We start from the raw sequence: 16,545 nt of genomic DNA on the forward strand, positions 1-16,545 counted from the left end.
CGAAGGTGTTTATACTACCGGCAAGCCACCGTTGCCCATGTCGATTGCCGAGGAAACAAGGGAGGCAGTCAGAGAGCATCCGTTTCTGTACGAGGCGTTGCGTGCTGGCATCATCAACTACACTGCGGCGGCAGATTTTCTGGATGTGAATGATACAGATGCGGTCACGGTGGCACTCCGACGGTATGCCGACGAACTGGCTGTCACAGATACAACAGCTGGGGACAAGTCAGTGCGTGTCCGCATGAAGCGTGGAATCGGCGAGGCTGACGACGGACACGGACTGCTTGTGGTCGGCGACACTGGGTTTGCACCCGACACCGGAGAGTTAACCGCAATTCTCGCGACCGGCGACCTGACAGTTACGACCGCACAGCGTGTTCTCGGTCGGTGTGCAATTGCTGATGTGACCGTCTCGGCCGCTGGGTTTACTGCTGAGATGCTCATACTGGTTGTTGGCCGACACGACGGTCCCGACACGCTCCGCCTCGTCGAATCTGTCGTCGGTTCAAGCACAGAGTCGGCAACTGATATATGACAATGTCAGCCATAGCCACACAAGAGACTGACCGGAAGGTATTAGTAGGACGATAGGCCAAGAAGAGAGTACATGAGTCGGACTCACCTCCTAGGCAGTCATTCGCCGGGCAGTGAGTCCACCGAGCGACCACTTCGACAGCGACGACCGGGCCGTTAGGCCCGTACTCATTTTTCTCCCCACGACCGGTATCGGCTTGCAGTTTCCGTCCAGTAGCTTGGGCGGTCATCGCCATCACGTTTCCAATCCATATGACAGACACAAACCGTGTCGCGCTCGCCTTTTCAGGTGGGCTCGATACCACAGTATGCGTCCCGCTGCTCGAAGAAGAGTACGACTACGACGAAGTTATCGGCGTCACCGTTGACGTCGGCCAGCCAGAATCTGAGTTCGAGGAGGCAACCGAGACGGCCAAAGCTCTCGACTTGGAACATTACGTTGTCGACGCCCGCGAGGCGTTTGCCAACCTGTGCTTGCAGTCGGTAAAAGCAAACGCAACCTACCAAAGTTACCCGCTCGGAACAGCGCTTGCCCGTCCAGTCATCGCCGAGGCAATTCTCGACGTGGCACTCGAACACGACTGTACAGCACTCGCCCACGGCTGTACCGGCAAGGGTAACGACCAGTTACGCTTTGAGGCGGTCTGGCGTGACTCCGGAATGGAGGTTATCGCACCGGTCCGCGAACTCGGGCTTACTCGCGAGTGGGAACAGGAGTACGCTGACGATCACGACCTGCCCGTCGAGGGTGGCTCGGAAGGAAAGTACAGTATCGATACGAACCTTTGGAGTCGCTCGGTCGAAGGCTCCGAACTCGAAGATCCGGCTACGATTCCTGAAGACGATATCTACGACTGGACAAGCAGCCCCGACGGAGACGACCCCGAGACCGTTGTCCTCACGTTCGAAAATGGGATGCCGGTCGCAGTTGATGGAGAATCGCTTGACGCAGTGACACTCATCGAGACACTGAACGAGCAGGCAGGCGCCTATGGCGTTGGCCGGACCGATATGATGGAAGACCGCATGCTCGGGCTCAAGGTGCGCGAGAACTACGAGCATCCGGCGGCGACAGTGTTACTGACAGCCCACGAAGCTCTCGAAGGACTAGTCTTGACCACCGAGGAGCGTCAGTTCAAAAACCATGTCGACCAGAAGTGGGCCGAGAAAGCATACGAGGGCCTCGTCGATGCGCCGCTCGTCGATGCCCTCGATGGGTTTGTTGAGACGACACAGAACCGTGTCACCGGGAGCGTCACGGTTAAAATCGAAGGTGGTCACTGTCGTGCGGTCTCCCGCGAGAGTCCACACGCAGTGTACAGCGAGAGCGCAGCCTCGTTCAACGAAGCAGACGTGACCGGCGGTATCGAACAGGCAGACGCAACGGGCGTCGCAAAATATCACGGCTTCCAGTCGCGTCTGGCAAACCGCGTCAGTGAGGACGGCACAGAAGAAGCTGAGGAGTCGCTTGAACTACCCCAAACGGACTGACAATGAACAAAGACCAGGAGGAAAGCGTCGTTCGCCGCGACCGGTTTAGTGGTGGCCCTGCGCGGGCATTTCTCTCCTCGCTGGCTGCTGACAAACGCATCTTCACGGCAGACCTAGCCGTCGACCGCGCCCACGTTGTGATGCTCACCGAGCAAGCGATTATCGACGAAACCGACGCCAGCGAGATTCTTACCGCACTTGAAGCGATACAGACGGCGGGACACAGCGCACTTCCCGACGGCGAAGATGTACACGAAGCAATCGAGACAGCCGTCGTCGAGCGTGTCGGTCCCGCCGGGGGACGGATGCACACCGCCCGCTCGCGCAACGATGAGGTGGCGGCCTGTCTCCGCTATCGTCTCCGTGAAGATATCATCGAGACGCTCGAAACGGTCGTTGGCGCGCGTGCAACCCTACTTGATACCGCCAGCGAACAGACGAAGACGGTGATGCCGGGGTATACTCACCTCCAACCCGCTCAGCCGACGACAGTGGCTCATTGGCTGTGTTCCTACGAAGAGGCGCTGAGTCGGGACACAGAGCGGCTACTCGGGGCATACGAGCGGCTTAACCGTTCGCCACTGGGGGCTGCCGCGTTCGCCGGGACACCGTTCGACATCGACCGGAAACGCACAGCCGAGTTGCTCGGCTTCAATGGTCTCGTCGAGAACGCGATGGACGCCGCATCCGCCCGGGACTTCTTGGTCGAGACGACCGCCGCCATGGCAGGGCTGGGAACAACGCTCTCGGGACTCGCTGAGGATGGAATTTTGTTTGCTAACAAAGGCTATCTCGACCTCGCCGACGAGTACGCCTCAACGTCGAGCATCATGCCCCAGAAGAAAAATCCCGACACGCTCGAACTTGTTCGTGGCCGTGTCGGTGACGCGACCGCAGGCCTCGATGGTCTCTTGACAACGCTGAAAGGGCTACCCCGTGCGTACAACCGCGACCTCCAGCGCGCAAGTCATCATGCTTTCGACGCTCTTGACTCGGTGACAGATGCGACTGCGGTTGCAGTCGGAGCCATCTCAACGGCCACGTGGCAAGAACAAACGCTTGAAACAGCAGCCGGCGACGGGTTCTCGGCAGCAACCGGCGTTGCTGACCTGCTCGCACAGGCAGGAGTTCCGTTCCGGACGGCGCATGAAATTGTCGCCCGCGCCGGCGAACAAGCCACAGGCGACACACCGGACATCGAGACGCTCGAAACCGTGACCCAGACAGTACTCGACAGTCCGCTCACAGCGTATGTTGACACAGGCGAACTCAACCACGTTCTCGACCCGGCAGGGAGCGTCGCCAGCCGCGACTCGCGGGGTGGACCTGCACCCGAAACGGTGACGACTCATCTTGACCGCGCCATGGCGGTGCTCGACGAGCACCGTGACGCGGTTGTTACCGAGCACGAATCGCTCGAAAATGCTCACCAACAACGCCAGTCGGCGGTGACAACCTATGTCTGAGATACAGACCGACCACGCAACAGCGAGCACGCTGTTGGACCAGTGCCTCGGTACGACCGAATTGGTCGATTCCATCTCGACGCCTGACCAATCGTGGCTCGACACACCAGTATCGGCCCGAGCGCGACGACCACCACGACCATCCCTCTTCAGGGATGGTGACATTATTCTGACGTTGGAATCAGAAAGCGCGGTTTTTGATGGTTTTTGGCACACTTAGACGGTACTGTGTTAATGTAATTCAGATTATATTTTCAAAAGTATTAAGTCATACACTCACCCAGTAGGTATCACAATGGTAGATTGCATCGAGTGCGGGGCCGACGTGTCCCTGTACGACGACATCGAAGCTGGAGAGATACTCGACTGTGGAACCTGCGGTGTTGAGTTAGAGGTCCTCAATGTGGACCCCACCGAGTTGGATACTGCACCCGAACTGCAACAGGACTGGGGTGAGTGACATGCTCTCTGGTGACCGTTACGGGAGGTGGTGGCAGTGAACCTCGGGCTGTGTTACTCGCGTCTCCGCCACGACGAGAAACTGCTGCTCTCGGCGTTGCGCGAGCGCGACCACACAGTCGAAAAGATAGATGTTCGTGACCTGCAGTTCGATATCTCGGATCCACCGTCAGCGTTGACCGATGTAGATATACTGTTGGACCGCTGTCTGGCGACCAGTCGGAGTACGTACCTCACAGAGTTCGCCGACGCCTACGGCATCCCAATCGTCAACAGCGCCGAAACGGCACAGACCTGCGCTGACAAAGTGGAGACGAGCCTTGCGCTGGAGGCAGCAGGTGTGCCGACTCCAGAGACCACGGTTGCGTTTACGACTGATGTTGCACTCTCGGCAATCGAAGAGTTTGGCTATCCGTGTGTCCTAAAGCCGGTCGTCGGCTCGTGGGGCCGTCTCCTCGCAAAAGTCGAGTCACGGACGGCTGCCGAGGCGGTGCTCGAACATAAGGAAACACTCGGCCACTACGAACACAGCGTCTTCTACATTCAGGAGTTTGTCGAGAAACCTGGCCGTGATATCCGGGTCCTTGCTTGCGACGGCGAGCCACTCGCTGCGATGAGCCGGACAGGAGACCACTGGGTGACAAACGCCGCGAACGGTGCTGAAACGGATGCATTGGCCGTCAACAGCGAAATAAAATCCCTCGTTGAGCAGGCGAGTGATGCGGTCGGCGGCGGACTGCTTGGTATTGACTTGATGGAAGTCGGTGTTGGCGACGACGAGACTGCCGACGGCTACACCGTCCACGAAATCAACCACACAGTCGAGTTCAAGGCGCTGAACGATACGGTCGCGCTCGACGTTCCGGGTGCGGTCGTCGACTGGCTGGAGTCAGTCACGACCGAAAGCACGCATAGCGACACGATGACAGGTAAAGCCGTACAGACGGAGGGGGACTAACGTGACATACACTGCAACTGTCGTTGGAGCGAACGGGTTCACTGGAGGAGAACTCTGTCGTCTCCTTGTCGGCCACCCCAACTTCGACTTGGTGCAGGCAACCAGCCGGTCGAACGAAAACCGGACGTTGGGCCATGCCCATCCGAACCTCCGCGATATTGACCTGCGGTTTTCGAGCCCGGATGACCTCAAGAGTGTGGATACGCTGTTTGCGGCGACCCCCCATGGGGTGTCGATGAGCGATATTGACCGCTTCCAAGACGCTGCCGACACGGTTGTCGACCTCTCAGCGGATTTCAGACTGCCTGCGGAATCGTTCTACGACGACTACTACGACGGACATAGCTGTCCCGAACTGCTCGAATCCGCCGTCTACGCGTTACCCGAACTCAACCGTGAGAAACTCTCCGGTGCCGCGTTCATCGCCGCGGGCGGCTGTAACGCGACGGCGACGATACTTGGGCTCTTGCCACTGGTCGAGAACGGGGTACTCGACGGCGACGAACAGGTCGTTGTGGACGTGAAAGTCGGGTCAAGTGAAGGCGGTGCGAGTGGAGGTGAAGCTGCCTCTCATCCTGAACGGTCGGGAGTCGTCCGTCCCTACGCGCCGGCAGGCCACCGTCACGAGGCCGAAATTTCGGCGTTCCTTGGGCTGGACGTTGCTTTTAGCGTCCATGCTGTCGATATGGTTCGTGGCGCATCGGCTACGTGTCACGTCTTTCCCGAGGAACCGGTATCGAAAGCCGACCTCTGGCAAGACTACCGCGGCACGTACGACGAGGAGCCGTTCGTCGATCTCGTTGCTGGCGGTGGCGGCGTCTACCGTTACCCTGAGCCCAAGTCCGTGGCCGGAACAAACCGCGCCGAGATTGGGTTCGAACTCGACCCTGAAAGTGAGCGCATCGTCGTTCTCTCGGCTATCGACAACATGATGAAAGGATCGGCAGGGCAGGCCGTCCATGCTGCGAATATCGCACTCGGCATCGACGAGAAGACAGGGCTGACACAGCGTGGACTTCACCCGGTGGGTGCACCATGACTGCATCGACTATCGTCGTCAAAATCGGTGGTGCCCGGGCTGTGAACCCAACAGAAGTCCTTGATGACGTAGCCGAGCTTGTCGAGGCAGGAACGGAGGTTGTCGTCACCCACGGCGGCTCGACAACTGTCGACGACACGCTCGAACAGCTGGGACAGAGTCCGGAGTACGTCGAAACACCCAAAGGTGTCGTCGGGCGGTTCACTGATGAAAAGACGATGGAGGTCTTCGAGATGGTCCTCCCTGGCCTCTTGAACACGGAACTCGTCACGGACCTCCAGTCGGCAGGAGTCGATGCAGTTGGCCTCTCTGGGGTAGACGGCGGGCTCCTCACCGGACCGCGTACGTCAGCAGTACGCGTACTGGATGACGGAAAGAAGAAGATACGCCGCGGCGACCACTCCGGTCGACTAGAGTCGGTAGATGCCGACCTGCTAAGCTCGCTACTTTCGGACGGGTATACGCCGGTCGTCTGCCCACCGATGGCTGGCCACGAACAGGACGGGCAGATAACAGCCGTAAACACCGACGCCGACGGTGTGGCGGCAGCGATTGCTGGAGCGCTCGATGCGACAGTCGTTTTCTTGACCGATGTCCCGGGAATCTGTACGGACCCCGACGACGCGACATCAGTCGTAGAGACAGTCGAAACGCCCACCGACTGGGAAATGCTTTCAGACGCTGCCGAAGGATTCATGAGTCGGAAAGTGATGGCAATCGAGAACGCGCTCTCGGACGGTGCACCAGAGGCAATCGTCGCCGACGGCGGGGCGACAAAGCCAGTAACGGGAGCCCTCACGGGTGACGGCACACATGTCCACCCCGAGGCACTGGACAAGGAGTGCTGTCTAACAAACACTGAAAGTATGGAGGTTGATACCGCATGAGTGACTTCATCTACGCGACGAAGCCGATTCAAGTCGAGAGTGGCGACGGGTTGTTGCTCACCGATGACAATGGAAACGAGTATCTAGATTTTGGGGCAAGTTACGCCTGTGTCCCGCTCGGTCATAGCCACGAAGCAGTCGAGACAGCGGTCACCGAGCAGGTCTCAAAGCTTGCCTACGTACAGGCGTCGTATCCGGTCGGTGTCCGTACTCAACTCTACGAGACCCTCGGTGGGGCCGCACCGGACGGTATTGACAACGTCTGGCTCTGTAATTCCGGGGCAGAGGCCGTCGAGGCAGCGCTGAAGTTCGCCCGCTCGGCGACGGGTAATGCAAAGATTATCTCGACGATGCAGGCATTTCACGGGCGGACAATGGGCGCGCTGTCAGCGACCTGGAAGTCGAAGTACAAACAGCCGTATGAACCGCTTCTCGACGACGTCGAGTTTGTCCCTTACAACGACAGCGAGGCCCTAGCCAAGGCGGTCGATGACGACACCGCTGCAGTCATTCTTGAGCCAATTCAGGGAGAAGGAGGTGTCAACCCAGCCACCGAGAAGTTCCTGACGACTGCTCGTGAGGCAACCAATGAAAGTGGCTCGGCGTTAGTTTTTGACGAGATACAGACCGGTCTTGGCCGGACAGGTGAGTTATGGGCCTGTGAGCGCACTGGCGTTATCCCTGATATAGTGACGAGCGCAAAAGGACTTGCCAACGGGCTGCCAATCGGCGCTACGCTGTGTCGGGACTGGATTGCCGAGGATTACGGCTCACATGCCTCGACGTTTGGCGGTAATCCTGTCGTTGCTGCTGCCGCCGACGCGACTGTCTCGACACTGCAGGATGACGATATTGCGGACGACGCGGCGAAGATGGGCACATACCTGCGTGAGTCTCTCGAACGTGAGCTCGGCGACGCGGTCCGGGATGTGCGTGGCGACGGACTGATGGTTGGCATTGAACTGAAAGGCAACGCCGGTGCTGTCGCCCGCGAGTTGGCGGTAGACCATCAGGTACTCGTCTTGACCGCCGGGCGGACGGTCGTCCGGCTTCTCCCGCCGCTGGTCGTAAACGAGGCAGACATCGACCGGGCGGTCAATGCGCTCGGGGCGGTGATTACATGAGTGACACGATGGCGATGCCTGATCAGTCCACGGCACGCGGCTTGCTTGTCACACTGGTCGAAACGCCGTCTGTGAGTGGCGAAGAAAAAGCCTGCACGGAGCAACTCGTCACGTTCTTCGAAAACCACGACCGCGAGGTCTGGACAGACGAAGTCGGCAATGTCCACGCACCAGCCGACGACGGCGTCCTCCTCACCTCACATATCGACACCGTTCCCGGAACGGTGCCTGTCCGTGTTGCTGAGACCGAAAACGGTAATCGGGCACTGTGGGGGCGGGGAAGTGTCGATGCAAAAGGCTCACTCGTCGCGATGGCTGTCGCCGCCGTCCAGACTGGCGCGAGCTTTCTCGGTGTTGTCGGCGAAGAGACGGACTCTCGCGGGGCCCGCCATGCAGTCGACACGCGGGATGCCCCCGACGCGGTCATCAACGGCGAACCCTCCGGTTGGGACGCAATCACACTTGGCTATCGCGGCATCGTGACCGCGACGTACACGCTTGCGACCGACACAACCCATACCGCAGGACCCGATTCCAACGCTATCCAGGAGGTAATTGACTGGTACACCCACATCGAGCACGGGCTGACAGAGCTAGCAAGCGACACCGAGACCTTCGAGTGCGTGACCGGCAAGCCAGTTGCGATTGACGGCAGTCCCTCCGATGACGGGATGACAGTTGAGACAACAATAGAAGTGGAGTTTCGCCTGCCGCCGGGTGAGAGCGTCACGACCCTGCAACAACGTATCGAATCAATGACTGATTCGGGCAGTATCGAGTGGACAGATGGCATCGAGCCGGTGATGGAGAGTCCACGCACGCCAGTCGCTCGTGCGTTCCGTGTCGCCATCCGTGACGCCGGCGGCGACCCTGATCTGCTTCGCAAGACCGGGACGAGCGACATGAACGTCTTTGCGAAAAGCTGGGATTGTCCAATGGTCACGTATGGCCCGGGTGATTCCACACTCGACCACACGCCGAACGAACATCTCGTCCTGTCTGAACTCGACAGGGCAGTCGACGTGCTCACAGCTGCCACCGAGCAGTTGCTCGCGTCGAACGAACCAACCGAACAGACGGAGACAGAACCATGAGTCTGGCAAATTCCGGCCACAACCACACGAACACCGACGAGAACTGCTCTCTGGTAACTCTTGACGATCTTACACACGAGGATCTCCACGAAGTCCTCGATACCGCCGCCGCACGAAAGGCGACGGCATCCGGACTTCGAGACCAGCCCCTTGCCGGTCAGACCATGGCCATGGTTTTCGAGAAACCATCAACCCGTACCCGTGTCTCGTTTGAAACTGGCATGACACAGCTTGGCGGCCATGCAGTATTTCTCGGTCCCGACGACATTCACCTTGGCCACGGCGAGCCGATTCGTGACACGGCACGGGCGCTCTCGGGGTACGTAGATTACATTATCGCCCGCGTCTTCGACCACACCGATGTCGTCGAGCTTGCCGAGTACGCGACCGTCCCAGTTATCAACGCACTGACCGACAACGCCCACCCGTGCCAGACACTGGCTGACCTGCTCACGATCCGTGAGCAGTTTGACGGTTTTGACGCCAGCGTGGCGTGGGTCGGCGATGGCAACAACGTCTGTCAATCCTTTACACTCGGTGCAGCGATGGCTGGCCTTGATCTGACAATTGCAACACCAGAAGGGTACGAGATTGACGACGAGGTGGCCAACCACGCAGCAGAGTTGGGCAACGCGCCACAAGAAACCAACAACCCTAAGACCGCTGTTGCGGACGCAGACCTCATCTATACTGATGTCTGGGTCAGCATGGGGATGGACGACGAGCGTGACCAGCGCTTGGCCGCGTTCGAAGGATTCCAAGTCACACCAGACCTCGTTGATGACCGTCCAATAATGCACTGTCTCCCAGCCCACCGCGGCGAGGAAATTACCGACGAGACACTCGAAAGTGAAAACGCCCTTGTCTGGCAGCAAGCCGAAAACCGCCTCCACGCACAGAATGGGCTGTTGGCGTGGCTGGACAACCAATAGAGCGAACAGCACCGAGAGGCTGAGTCAATCAGACACCGCATCATCAAGGACGCGCTGGATAAACTCGCTTTTGTTCGCTGTGTATCTCGTTCTATCGTCTGGATACTGCTCGGCCAACTCCACTTTCAGGGCGGCATACTCCTCGGCAACAGCCGGGTTCTCGCGGAGATACTCCCTGAATGCAATTTGCTCCGTATGGAACGTACTGTGTTGTGCTGTCACCGATAAATAATGTGTGCGGTTTGTGCGTGGTCCCTTCACAAAGAACAGTCGGTCCTGTACGTCTTCGTCGGGCCGCTGTTCGTATCCATGTCGCTCTAGAATCGGGGCGAGGTTATGGGCTGTTTCGTTGTCGTCGACAACTATCAAGATATCAATAATTGGTTTAGCCGGTATTCCGTCAATGGCTGTGCTTCCTACATGTTCGATAGATATAATATGTTCTTGGATTACAGGTAATAGTCGGTTTGCTTCTTTAAGGTAGTTGTCGTGCCATTCATCCTGGTGTGCCCGAAGTTCGACCGTGCCACGTTCAAGCCCGACCATACTCCGATGTAGTATCTATGACTCATCGTTCTTTGGAACGGAACGTTCTGTGTCGGTACTTACAGAGACAGACCGAGATAGTACCACAGGTTTCAAACACTCGCCCACGTAGATACGGGCAATGACGCTTCGAGTGACAAACTCGCTCACCGGCGAACGAGAGGTCTTCGAGCCAGCAGACGCTGACTCCGTTTTGTTGTATTACTGTGGCCTGACGACCGCAGACCCGGCACATCTGGGGCACGCTCGCGGGTGGGCTCACGTCGATGTGATGCACCGCTGGCTGGAGTGGCTTGGCTATGACGTTCACCATGTCGAGAACTTCACCGATGTCAACGAGAAAATCGTCGCTCGTGTCGGTGAAGATGGCGACAGTGAAGCAGCAGTCGCTCAGTCATACGTCGGCGACATCATCGAGAACATGCGGTCACTCAACTTGCGTCGGGCCGAAGTGTATCCGCGCGTCTCCGAACACGTCCCTGAGATTATCGAGCTTGTGGAGACGCTCATCGAACGGGGGTACGCGTACGAATCAAACGGCTCAGTGTACTTCGACGTGGCCTCGTTTGACGAGTACGGCAAACTCTCGAATCAAGATATTGATGAGATGGAGGCACAGGGGACGACAACCGAGCAAGCCGAGAAGCGCAACCCCGCAGATTTCGCGCTCTGGAAGGCTGGTGGCGTCAGTCCCGAAGAGATTGCGGACCACCAGCATCCGGAGGCTACGACAGCCAAAACAGCGGCGGAGACAGCCCAAACGTGGGAATCGCCTTGGGGACAGGGGCGGCCCGGCTGGCATATCGAGTGCTCGGCGATGAGCATGGCTCACCTCGACGAAACTATCGACATCCACGTGGGCGGGCAAGACCTTGTCTTCCCCCATCACGAAAACGAAATCGCCCAAAGCGAGGCCGCAACTGGCGGCACCTTCGCCCGCTACTGGCTCCATGTTCGCTTACTCGATGCACCTGATGATGAGAAGATGTCCTCCTCGATGGGGAACTTCGAAACTGTTGCCGAGGCCGTCGAGAGCTACGGCCCGAACGTCGTGCGAACGTTCTTGTTGTCGACCGCGTACCACAGTCCGGCAACCTACAGCGACGAGACAATCGAGGAAGCTATCGAACGGTGGGACCGCCTCGAACGGGGTTACGAACGAGCGGTTGCCGCCGCCGACTCGGTCGACGCTGAAACAAAAGTCGGGGATGACGAGCTACAGACGGCAGTTACGACCGCTCGCGACTCCTTCGAGACTGCGATGAACGACGATTTCAACACGCGGAAGGCGATGACTGCGTTGCTCGAATTGGTTACCGCGGTTCACGCCCACGTCGATGAGTACGAGACCTACGACTACCGCCAGTTACGCCGTGCAGTTGAGACATTCGAGACGTTCGGTGGCGGCGTTCTCGGACTCGCATTTGGTGATGCTGCAGGCGAGAGCGACGTATCGATAGCCGAAGACCTCGTTGACCTCGTGCTTGACGTGCGCGAACAAGAGCGTGTCGACGGCAACTACGAACAGGCTGATGCTATCCGTGATGACCTCGAAGCGCTTGGAGTAGAGGTACAAGATACAGGCAACGGCGTCGACTACCGTCTCCCCTGAGTAACGGTGTCGACAACGCCTGTTCAGTTACTGAACGCCACCGTATGAGGGAGTCTGTGTTGTGGACCGGCCGGCAGACTCGTTTGTGAGATCATCAAAGTCGACGTTGTCGAACTCCTCCGGTCGTTTCCCGTCTCTCGCATAGAGGTACAGCGTAGTTTTGACAACGCCTTGGAGAGTCTGAGATATAAGGAACGAGAGCAAGACACCGGAAAGAACCAACCCAATACCGACGATACCGACCCCAGTGTTGATAAGATAGATACCGGGCAACACGAACGGCACCGCAACGATGGCCCCGACAATGTTGATTGCGACAAGCGTTATTGGCGCTTCGCCCCAGGTCTGTTTGAATGTCTCTGCGCTCCGTTTGAACAGTCCTGTCGTCGAGGATTTCTCGAAGACGATGACGGGAACGACAAAGAACGTCATCAACGTCCATGCAACACCGAATATCGTGCCAAGAAGACGGGCAACCCGAGATTCAGAGTTCTCGATGGCGTTGATGAGCAGGCCGATTGTCGCACTGATTAGAGACCAGACGAACAGATGGCCTTTGACTTTCCACGCCGCAGCCATGCCTCGCTTCAGCGACGCATCGTTTCCACCCAGTACTTCCCGAGTCTGGTGTACCAGCCCAGCACTGAAGAAAGTCGTCACGAACGTGAGCGCAAGGTAGCTAAAGAACAATCCAACAATCATCACCCCGTCCATCGTGACAGCCAGTAGACCGAACGTCACTCCGAAAAAGAGAGCGAGAAACGTTAGCCCAGCAATGCCACCGACAGCCGGGAACACGAAGAGTGACCGGTTGTTGTTCATCAGCGAAAGGCTGTCTTTGGTCAAGACGAGTCCTGTTTTGAGTCGCTGTAATAATCGCATATCGACTCGTATGTCACATGTTCGTATATAACTCTAGGGGTATTTTCGCACCCAGAGACAAGATGATTCCACCACAGCACCAGCTACGAGTGAACGGGCACTTCGTTAAGTGTAATACAAAATACCATTACAATAAAAGATGAGGTTAATTAATTGTAAGGATATTAGACATACCGACACATTTATTCGAGATAATCGCTGTTAAATGGATATGGATTCTATTGAAATCCGTTCGTACTCTCACTGTGTGAGAAATCACATTGTGGATTCCCACGTCGACGAGTGGCGAGTCCGGAGTGCGAATAAGCAGTTCTTGATGGCTGTAATCGACACGCTTCAGGGGGACGACGGAGTCGGCCTAACGGTAGAGTGGCTTAGTGACTCCCAGACACTCAAAGACCTGGAGAAAGACTTCCTCATCGCAACGAAGATGAGCGAACTAACCGCAGACGACCATCTGTCCGTTCGAACCAGCACAGAGACGGCTGGAAACACGCCAACAGTGCTGCTAAGTCCGGAGAAAGCAGTATCACTGCTCCCGGTTCACGGTAACGAAGCCGTGCAGATCGAAATTACGAACGAGGCAGTTACAGAGCGGCTTTGGGAGAAGTACGACAATGAATGGGAGATAGCGATTCCGGTGTCAGTCGACACGCCACCGTATTCCCGGTTACTATCGCTTGCGGAACACAACCTGGGAACAGATGTCAAAACAGATCTCGACAACGCGTACGGGGCAATCGAGAGTCGTGCACCTGACGATCGACCGGAACCAGTGACAGTCGGTCTGCTTGTTGGGGCAAAGCACGACTTGTTGTTACGTGACGTAGTCGAGTGGGCGGAGACATCGACACTCGCGACCCAAGGCACCGTTTCAAAGTTGAAACAGCAGCTCGAAGATGTTGGAGTGGTGTCGACGACAAGCGAGAACATCGGCGTTGGAAGGCCGCGTCAACGTCTTACGCTCGCCAAGGAAACGTTCGAATCGCTTTCGTCCGACGAACTCGTTGCCAACGTGCAGAGTGTCCTTCCGTAGGGAAACTGACATAGAAACTTGTCAGTTTCTTTATGGACCGTAGTATCCAGCCCCCCCACCAGCGACTGCTGTCCCTGTCGTAACTTGTAGCAGTACGACCGCTACGAGCACCAGAAGGATGACTCGCCATCTATGCGTTCTAATCTGCCAGAAAGATTTGTATGTTAACATTGCACATACATCTTCCACAGCAAGTGGTGAAAAGATACTTAATAAAATTTACAAAATAAAATACTAATAAATTATATGAAATATCAAGTATTCAATATTGTGAATATAAAACGGAGGTTGATATAGAAGAGTAATTAGACTATAGATTAATCTTATCTCACAGATGGATAAAGCATATCTTTTCCGACAGAAAGTGTATAAATTCTGAGACCGATGTTCGTGATATATGGCTGATTCAGGCGTAGAGTTTGACAAGTTAGACGGTAATGAGATCGCAATTCGGGACACTGTTTCCCACCAGCAGTATGTGATTTCGACAGTCGCTGGCACAATCACACCAGCTGCTTGCAAGTCATTTCCAGCACCGATCACCGAGGCCGTCCATCTCGATACCGAGATAATCCGGATGGCCCAGAGCTACGGTGTCAATATTCGTGACAAAAGTGGCGAAATCCGCGAGAGACCCAACGCCAAACAAGAAAGGTATGCATTCGACAGCGGTGTACACTTTATAGAGATAGACGCACCTGTCAAGACGTACATCCGGGTTGAAGGACCGTTTGAGTATGCGGATAACAATACGGAAACCAGAATCAAGTGTGAGAAAGCACAGCTGACCATCGGTGCACGCGCCTGGCAATGTTATCCACAAGAGACGATTACCGTTACAGAGTCTCCTCACGACCTGATGGAGGCGCTATCGTATTTTGGGGATGCAATGACCACCGCCTCCCCCGAACGGGCCTTTCCGACGCTCCGAGGGTATCCCCCGGCATTACGCGTTGGAAACAGTCTCTCAATTCCCTCGTCGCTCTCGAAAGCGGAAGCTGGCGTAACACTAACCGTGCCACCGGAGCTGCCTGCAGTGTTGAGTGTTGCACCGCTGGCGTATTACCTACTGGCACGGGTAAAGCCGGGTGAGCAGTTCACGCTCCAGACCGCGGACGGATTCACGTACACGCCCCCCGAAGATGACATCTCAACTGCCGTTCAATCACTCCTACAAACGTGTTTCTACATGGACTGTCTCGTCAGGACAGAGGGGCTGTACCCGTTCAACTTGCACCATCGAAACGCCTTCGATGCCGCGACAGAACGTGAGTGGCAGTATGAACATCTGTACGAGCAATCACATCAAGAGCGGCTGCAGTCGTATCTTGAGGCCGATACCGAGCAGTTGTCTGAAGTGATGCCCGCATTGCCACTCACAGCATTCGTTGAACCAGGTTCCACTGCGGTTGAAGCCTTGCCATATCTGGCCCCCGAGCTTGGGCTCATCAAGCCAGCAGACCCACCACGATATAGCGGCGACGAGGCCCGAGAAAAGGTATTGTCTGCCTTCTCTCAGAATGCAGGAAAGAGCCGTTCTACGTCGCTGGTCTTTGACGACCGGGCCAAATACATTGATGTACCCAAGACCGAAAGCCAGCAGACACTCTGGATTGGCGCGGGGATTCCGTTGAATGCGGCTGCAGTCGTTCTCGACGGCTACCGAAATCAACGTCCCATAACGGGCGAGGCGGACAGCCCGACAAGGTTGACAGTGACCGTCGTCTGTAATGAGGCGTCGATGGACAAGGAGCTGGCCGAGGTACAGGAGATCATCGACCCACGCGATGACCTCCCCTTTGCTATCGACGCACAGTCCGGAGTGACAACCAGAGAACTCCGGCAGCTTATCGCGGAGGGAACCAATTATCTCCATTTCATCGGCCATGCGACCTCCGAAGGGTTGGAGTGTCCCGACGGGAACCTCGATACCGAGACTCTCCAGCAAAATGAGGTTGAGATGTTCTTTTTGAACGCGTGTCAGTCATTCAAGCAGGGCGAGGGGCTCGTCGAGACAGGGAGTTTGGGCGGTGTCGTTACCCACGGCGACGTCTCGAACAAGTATGCGCTCGAAGCGGGGGGTCTTGTCTGTCAGTTGCTCAACGATGGCTTCCCACTCGGTGTTTGTCAAGAGATTCTCCGTCAGACGACGCCTATCGGTGGACAGTATACTGTCGTCGGCAACCATGGTGCCATTCTCGCCCACCCCAAAGATGGGCCACCACATCTGGACTACATCGAGGAACGCGGCGACGACTACCGACTTACAATTGAAACCTACACTGGTGGGTTTTCCCAGTACAAGGCTGGCTCCGTTATTGTACACAGGGTCGACCCCGAAGAGGGTTACCTCGCTCCGTCAACAGCCGCGTTCAATGTCGATAGGGAAACGCTCGACGACACATTGTCGGCTGTCGATACTCCCGTTGTCGTGGACGGACAGTTACAGCAACACGAAGCTATCGAGTGGTCGTGAGCCGCC

General features: G+C 56.7%; 16 protein-coding genes. 14 read left to right on the forward strand and 2 right to left on the reverse strand.

Annotation, left to right across the window (positions count from 1 at the left end; genetic code table 11):
- Nucleotides 1-37: 37 nt before the first annotated feature.
- From N5098_RS09835 to argF, 11 genes are all read left to right on the forward strand, one after another.
- Nucleotides 38-538 carry a DUF7523 family protein gene (locus N5098_RS09835; RefSeq protein ID WP_267637695.1) on the forward strand — a complete coding sequence of 167 codons (501 nt, stop codon included), beginning with the start codon at nt 38-40 and terminating at the stop codon, nt 536-538.
- Nucleotides 539-789: 251 nt separating this feature from the next.
- Nucleotides 790-2,028, forward strand: coding sequence for an argininosuccinate synthase (locus N5098_RS09840; RefSeq protein WP_267637696.1), 1,239 nt, complete (start codon nt 790-792; stop codon nt 2,026-2,028).
- A gap of 2 nt (nt 2,029-2,030) precedes the next feature.
- A complete protein-coding gene (gene argH, locus N5098_RS09845; protein ID WP_267637697.1) occupies nt 2,031-3,494 on the forward strand; it encodes an argininosuccinate lyase in 1,464 nt (487 codons plus the stop codon).
- Complete coding sequence (locus N5098_RS09850; RefSeq protein ID WP_267637698.1) at nt 3,487-3,714, forward strand: hypothetical protein; 228 nt, start codon at nt 3,487-3,489, stop codon at nt 3,712-3,714. The genes argH and N5098_RS09850 overlap by 8 nt, the downstream gene beginning before the upstream one ends.
- Nucleotides 3,715-3,789: 75 nt before the next feature.
- On the forward strand, nt 3,790-3,954 hold the full coding sequence (lysW, locus tag N5098_RS09855; RefSeq protein ID WP_267637699.1) for a lysine biosynthesis protein LysW: 165 nt from the start codon (nt 3,790-3,792) through the stop codon (nt 3,952-3,954).
- A gap of 36 nt (nt 3,955-3,990) precedes the next feature.
- The gene (gene lysX / locus N5098_RS09860) at nt 3,991-4,911 is read left to right on the forward strand and encodes a lysine biosynthesis protein LysX (RefSeq protein WP_267637700.1); all 921 of its coding nucleotides are present in this window, start codon (nt 3,991-3,993) and stop codon (nt 4,909-4,911) included.
- Nucleotide 4,912: 1 nt separating this feature from the next.
- The gene (gene argC / locus N5098_RS09865; RefSeq protein WP_267637701.1) at nt 4,913-5,950 is read left to right on the forward strand and encodes an N-acetyl-gamma-glutamyl-phosphate reductase; all 1,038 of its coding nucleotides are present in this window, start codon (nt 4,913-4,915) and stop codon (nt 5,948-5,950) included.
- The gene (locus N5098_RS09870) at nt 5,947-6,837 is read left to right on the forward strand and encodes an acetylglutamate/acetylaminoadipate kinase (protein WP_267637702.1); all 891 of its coding nucleotides are present in this window, start codon (nt 5,947-5,949) and stop codon (nt 6,835-6,837) included. The genes argC and N5098_RS09870 overlap by 4 nt, the downstream gene beginning before the upstream one ends.
- Entirely contained in the window at nt 6,834-7,961 is a 1,128-nt protein-coding gene (locus tag N5098_RS09875) for an aspartate aminotransferase family protein (protein WP_267637703.1), read from the forward strand. Before N5098_RS09870 ends, N5098_RS09875 begins: the two co-directional genes overlap by 4 nt.
- Nucleotides 7,958-9,055 carry a [LysW]-lysine hydrolase gene (locus N5098_RS09880; protein WP_267637704.1) on the forward strand — a complete coding sequence of 366 codons (1,098 nt, stop codon included), beginning with the start codon at nt 7,958-7,960 and terminating at the stop codon, nt 9,053-9,055. Before N5098_RS09875 ends, N5098_RS09880 begins: the two co-directional genes overlap by 4 nt.
- The gene (argF, locus tag N5098_RS09885) at nt 9,052-9,987 is read left to right on the forward strand and encodes an ornithine carbamoyltransferase (protein ID WP_267637705.1); all 936 of its coding nucleotides are present in this window, start codon (nt 9,052-9,054) and stop codon (nt 9,985-9,987) included. The genes N5098_RS09880 and argF overlap by 4 nt, the downstream gene beginning before the upstream one ends.
- A 24-nt stretch (nt 9,988-10,011) precedes the next feature.
- Here the strand turns inward: argF and N5098_RS09890 are convergent, their stop codons facing one another.
- Complete coding sequence (locus N5098_RS09890; RefSeq protein ID WP_267637706.1) at nt 10,012-10,533, reverse strand: GrpB family protein; 522 nt, start codon at nt 10,531-10,533, stop codon at nt 10,012-10,014.
- A 121-nt stretch (nt 10,534-10,654) separates the two neighbouring features.
- On the opposite strand from N5098_RS09890, the gene cysS reads away from it, so the two are divergent.
- Nucleotides 10,655-12,145 (forward strand): cysteine--tRNA ligase, encoded by a 1,491-nt coding sequence (gene cysS, locus N5098_RS09895; protein ID WP_267637707.1) that lies wholly within the window; start codon nt 10,655-10,657, stop codon nt 12,143-12,145.
- Nucleotides 12,146-12,172: 27 nt separating this feature from the next.
- Here the strand turns inward: cysS and N5098_RS09900 are convergent, their stop codons facing one another.
- Complete coding sequence (locus N5098_RS09900) at nt 12,173-13,027, reverse strand: DUF6159 family protein (RefSeq protein ID WP_267637708.1); 855 nt, start codon at nt 13,025-13,027, stop codon at nt 12,173-12,175.
- Nucleotides 13,028-13,238: 211 nt separating this feature from the next.
- Between N5098_RS09900 and N5098_RS09905 the strand changes: the two genes are divergently transcribed.
- Nucleotides 13,239-14,063 carry a transcriptional regulator TbsP domain-containing protein gene (locus tag N5098_RS09905; protein WP_267637709.1) on the forward strand — a complete coding sequence of 275 codons (825 nt, stop codon included), beginning with the start codon at nt 13,239-13,241 and terminating at the stop codon, nt 14,061-14,063.
- 397 nt (nt 14,064-14,460) lie between these two features.
- Nucleotides 14,461-16,539 (forward strand): hypothetical protein, encoded by a 2,079-nt coding sequence (locus N5098_RS09910; protein WP_267637710.1) that lies wholly within the window; start codon nt 14,461-14,463, stop codon nt 16,537-16,539.
- Nucleotides 16,540-16,545 lie beyond the last annotated feature (6 nt).

Origin of the sequence: Halovenus rubra (genome assembly GCF_026586665.1) — an archaeon.
GTDB lineage: Archaea > Halobacteriota > Halobacteria > Halobacteriales > Haloarculaceae > Halovenus > Halovenus rubra.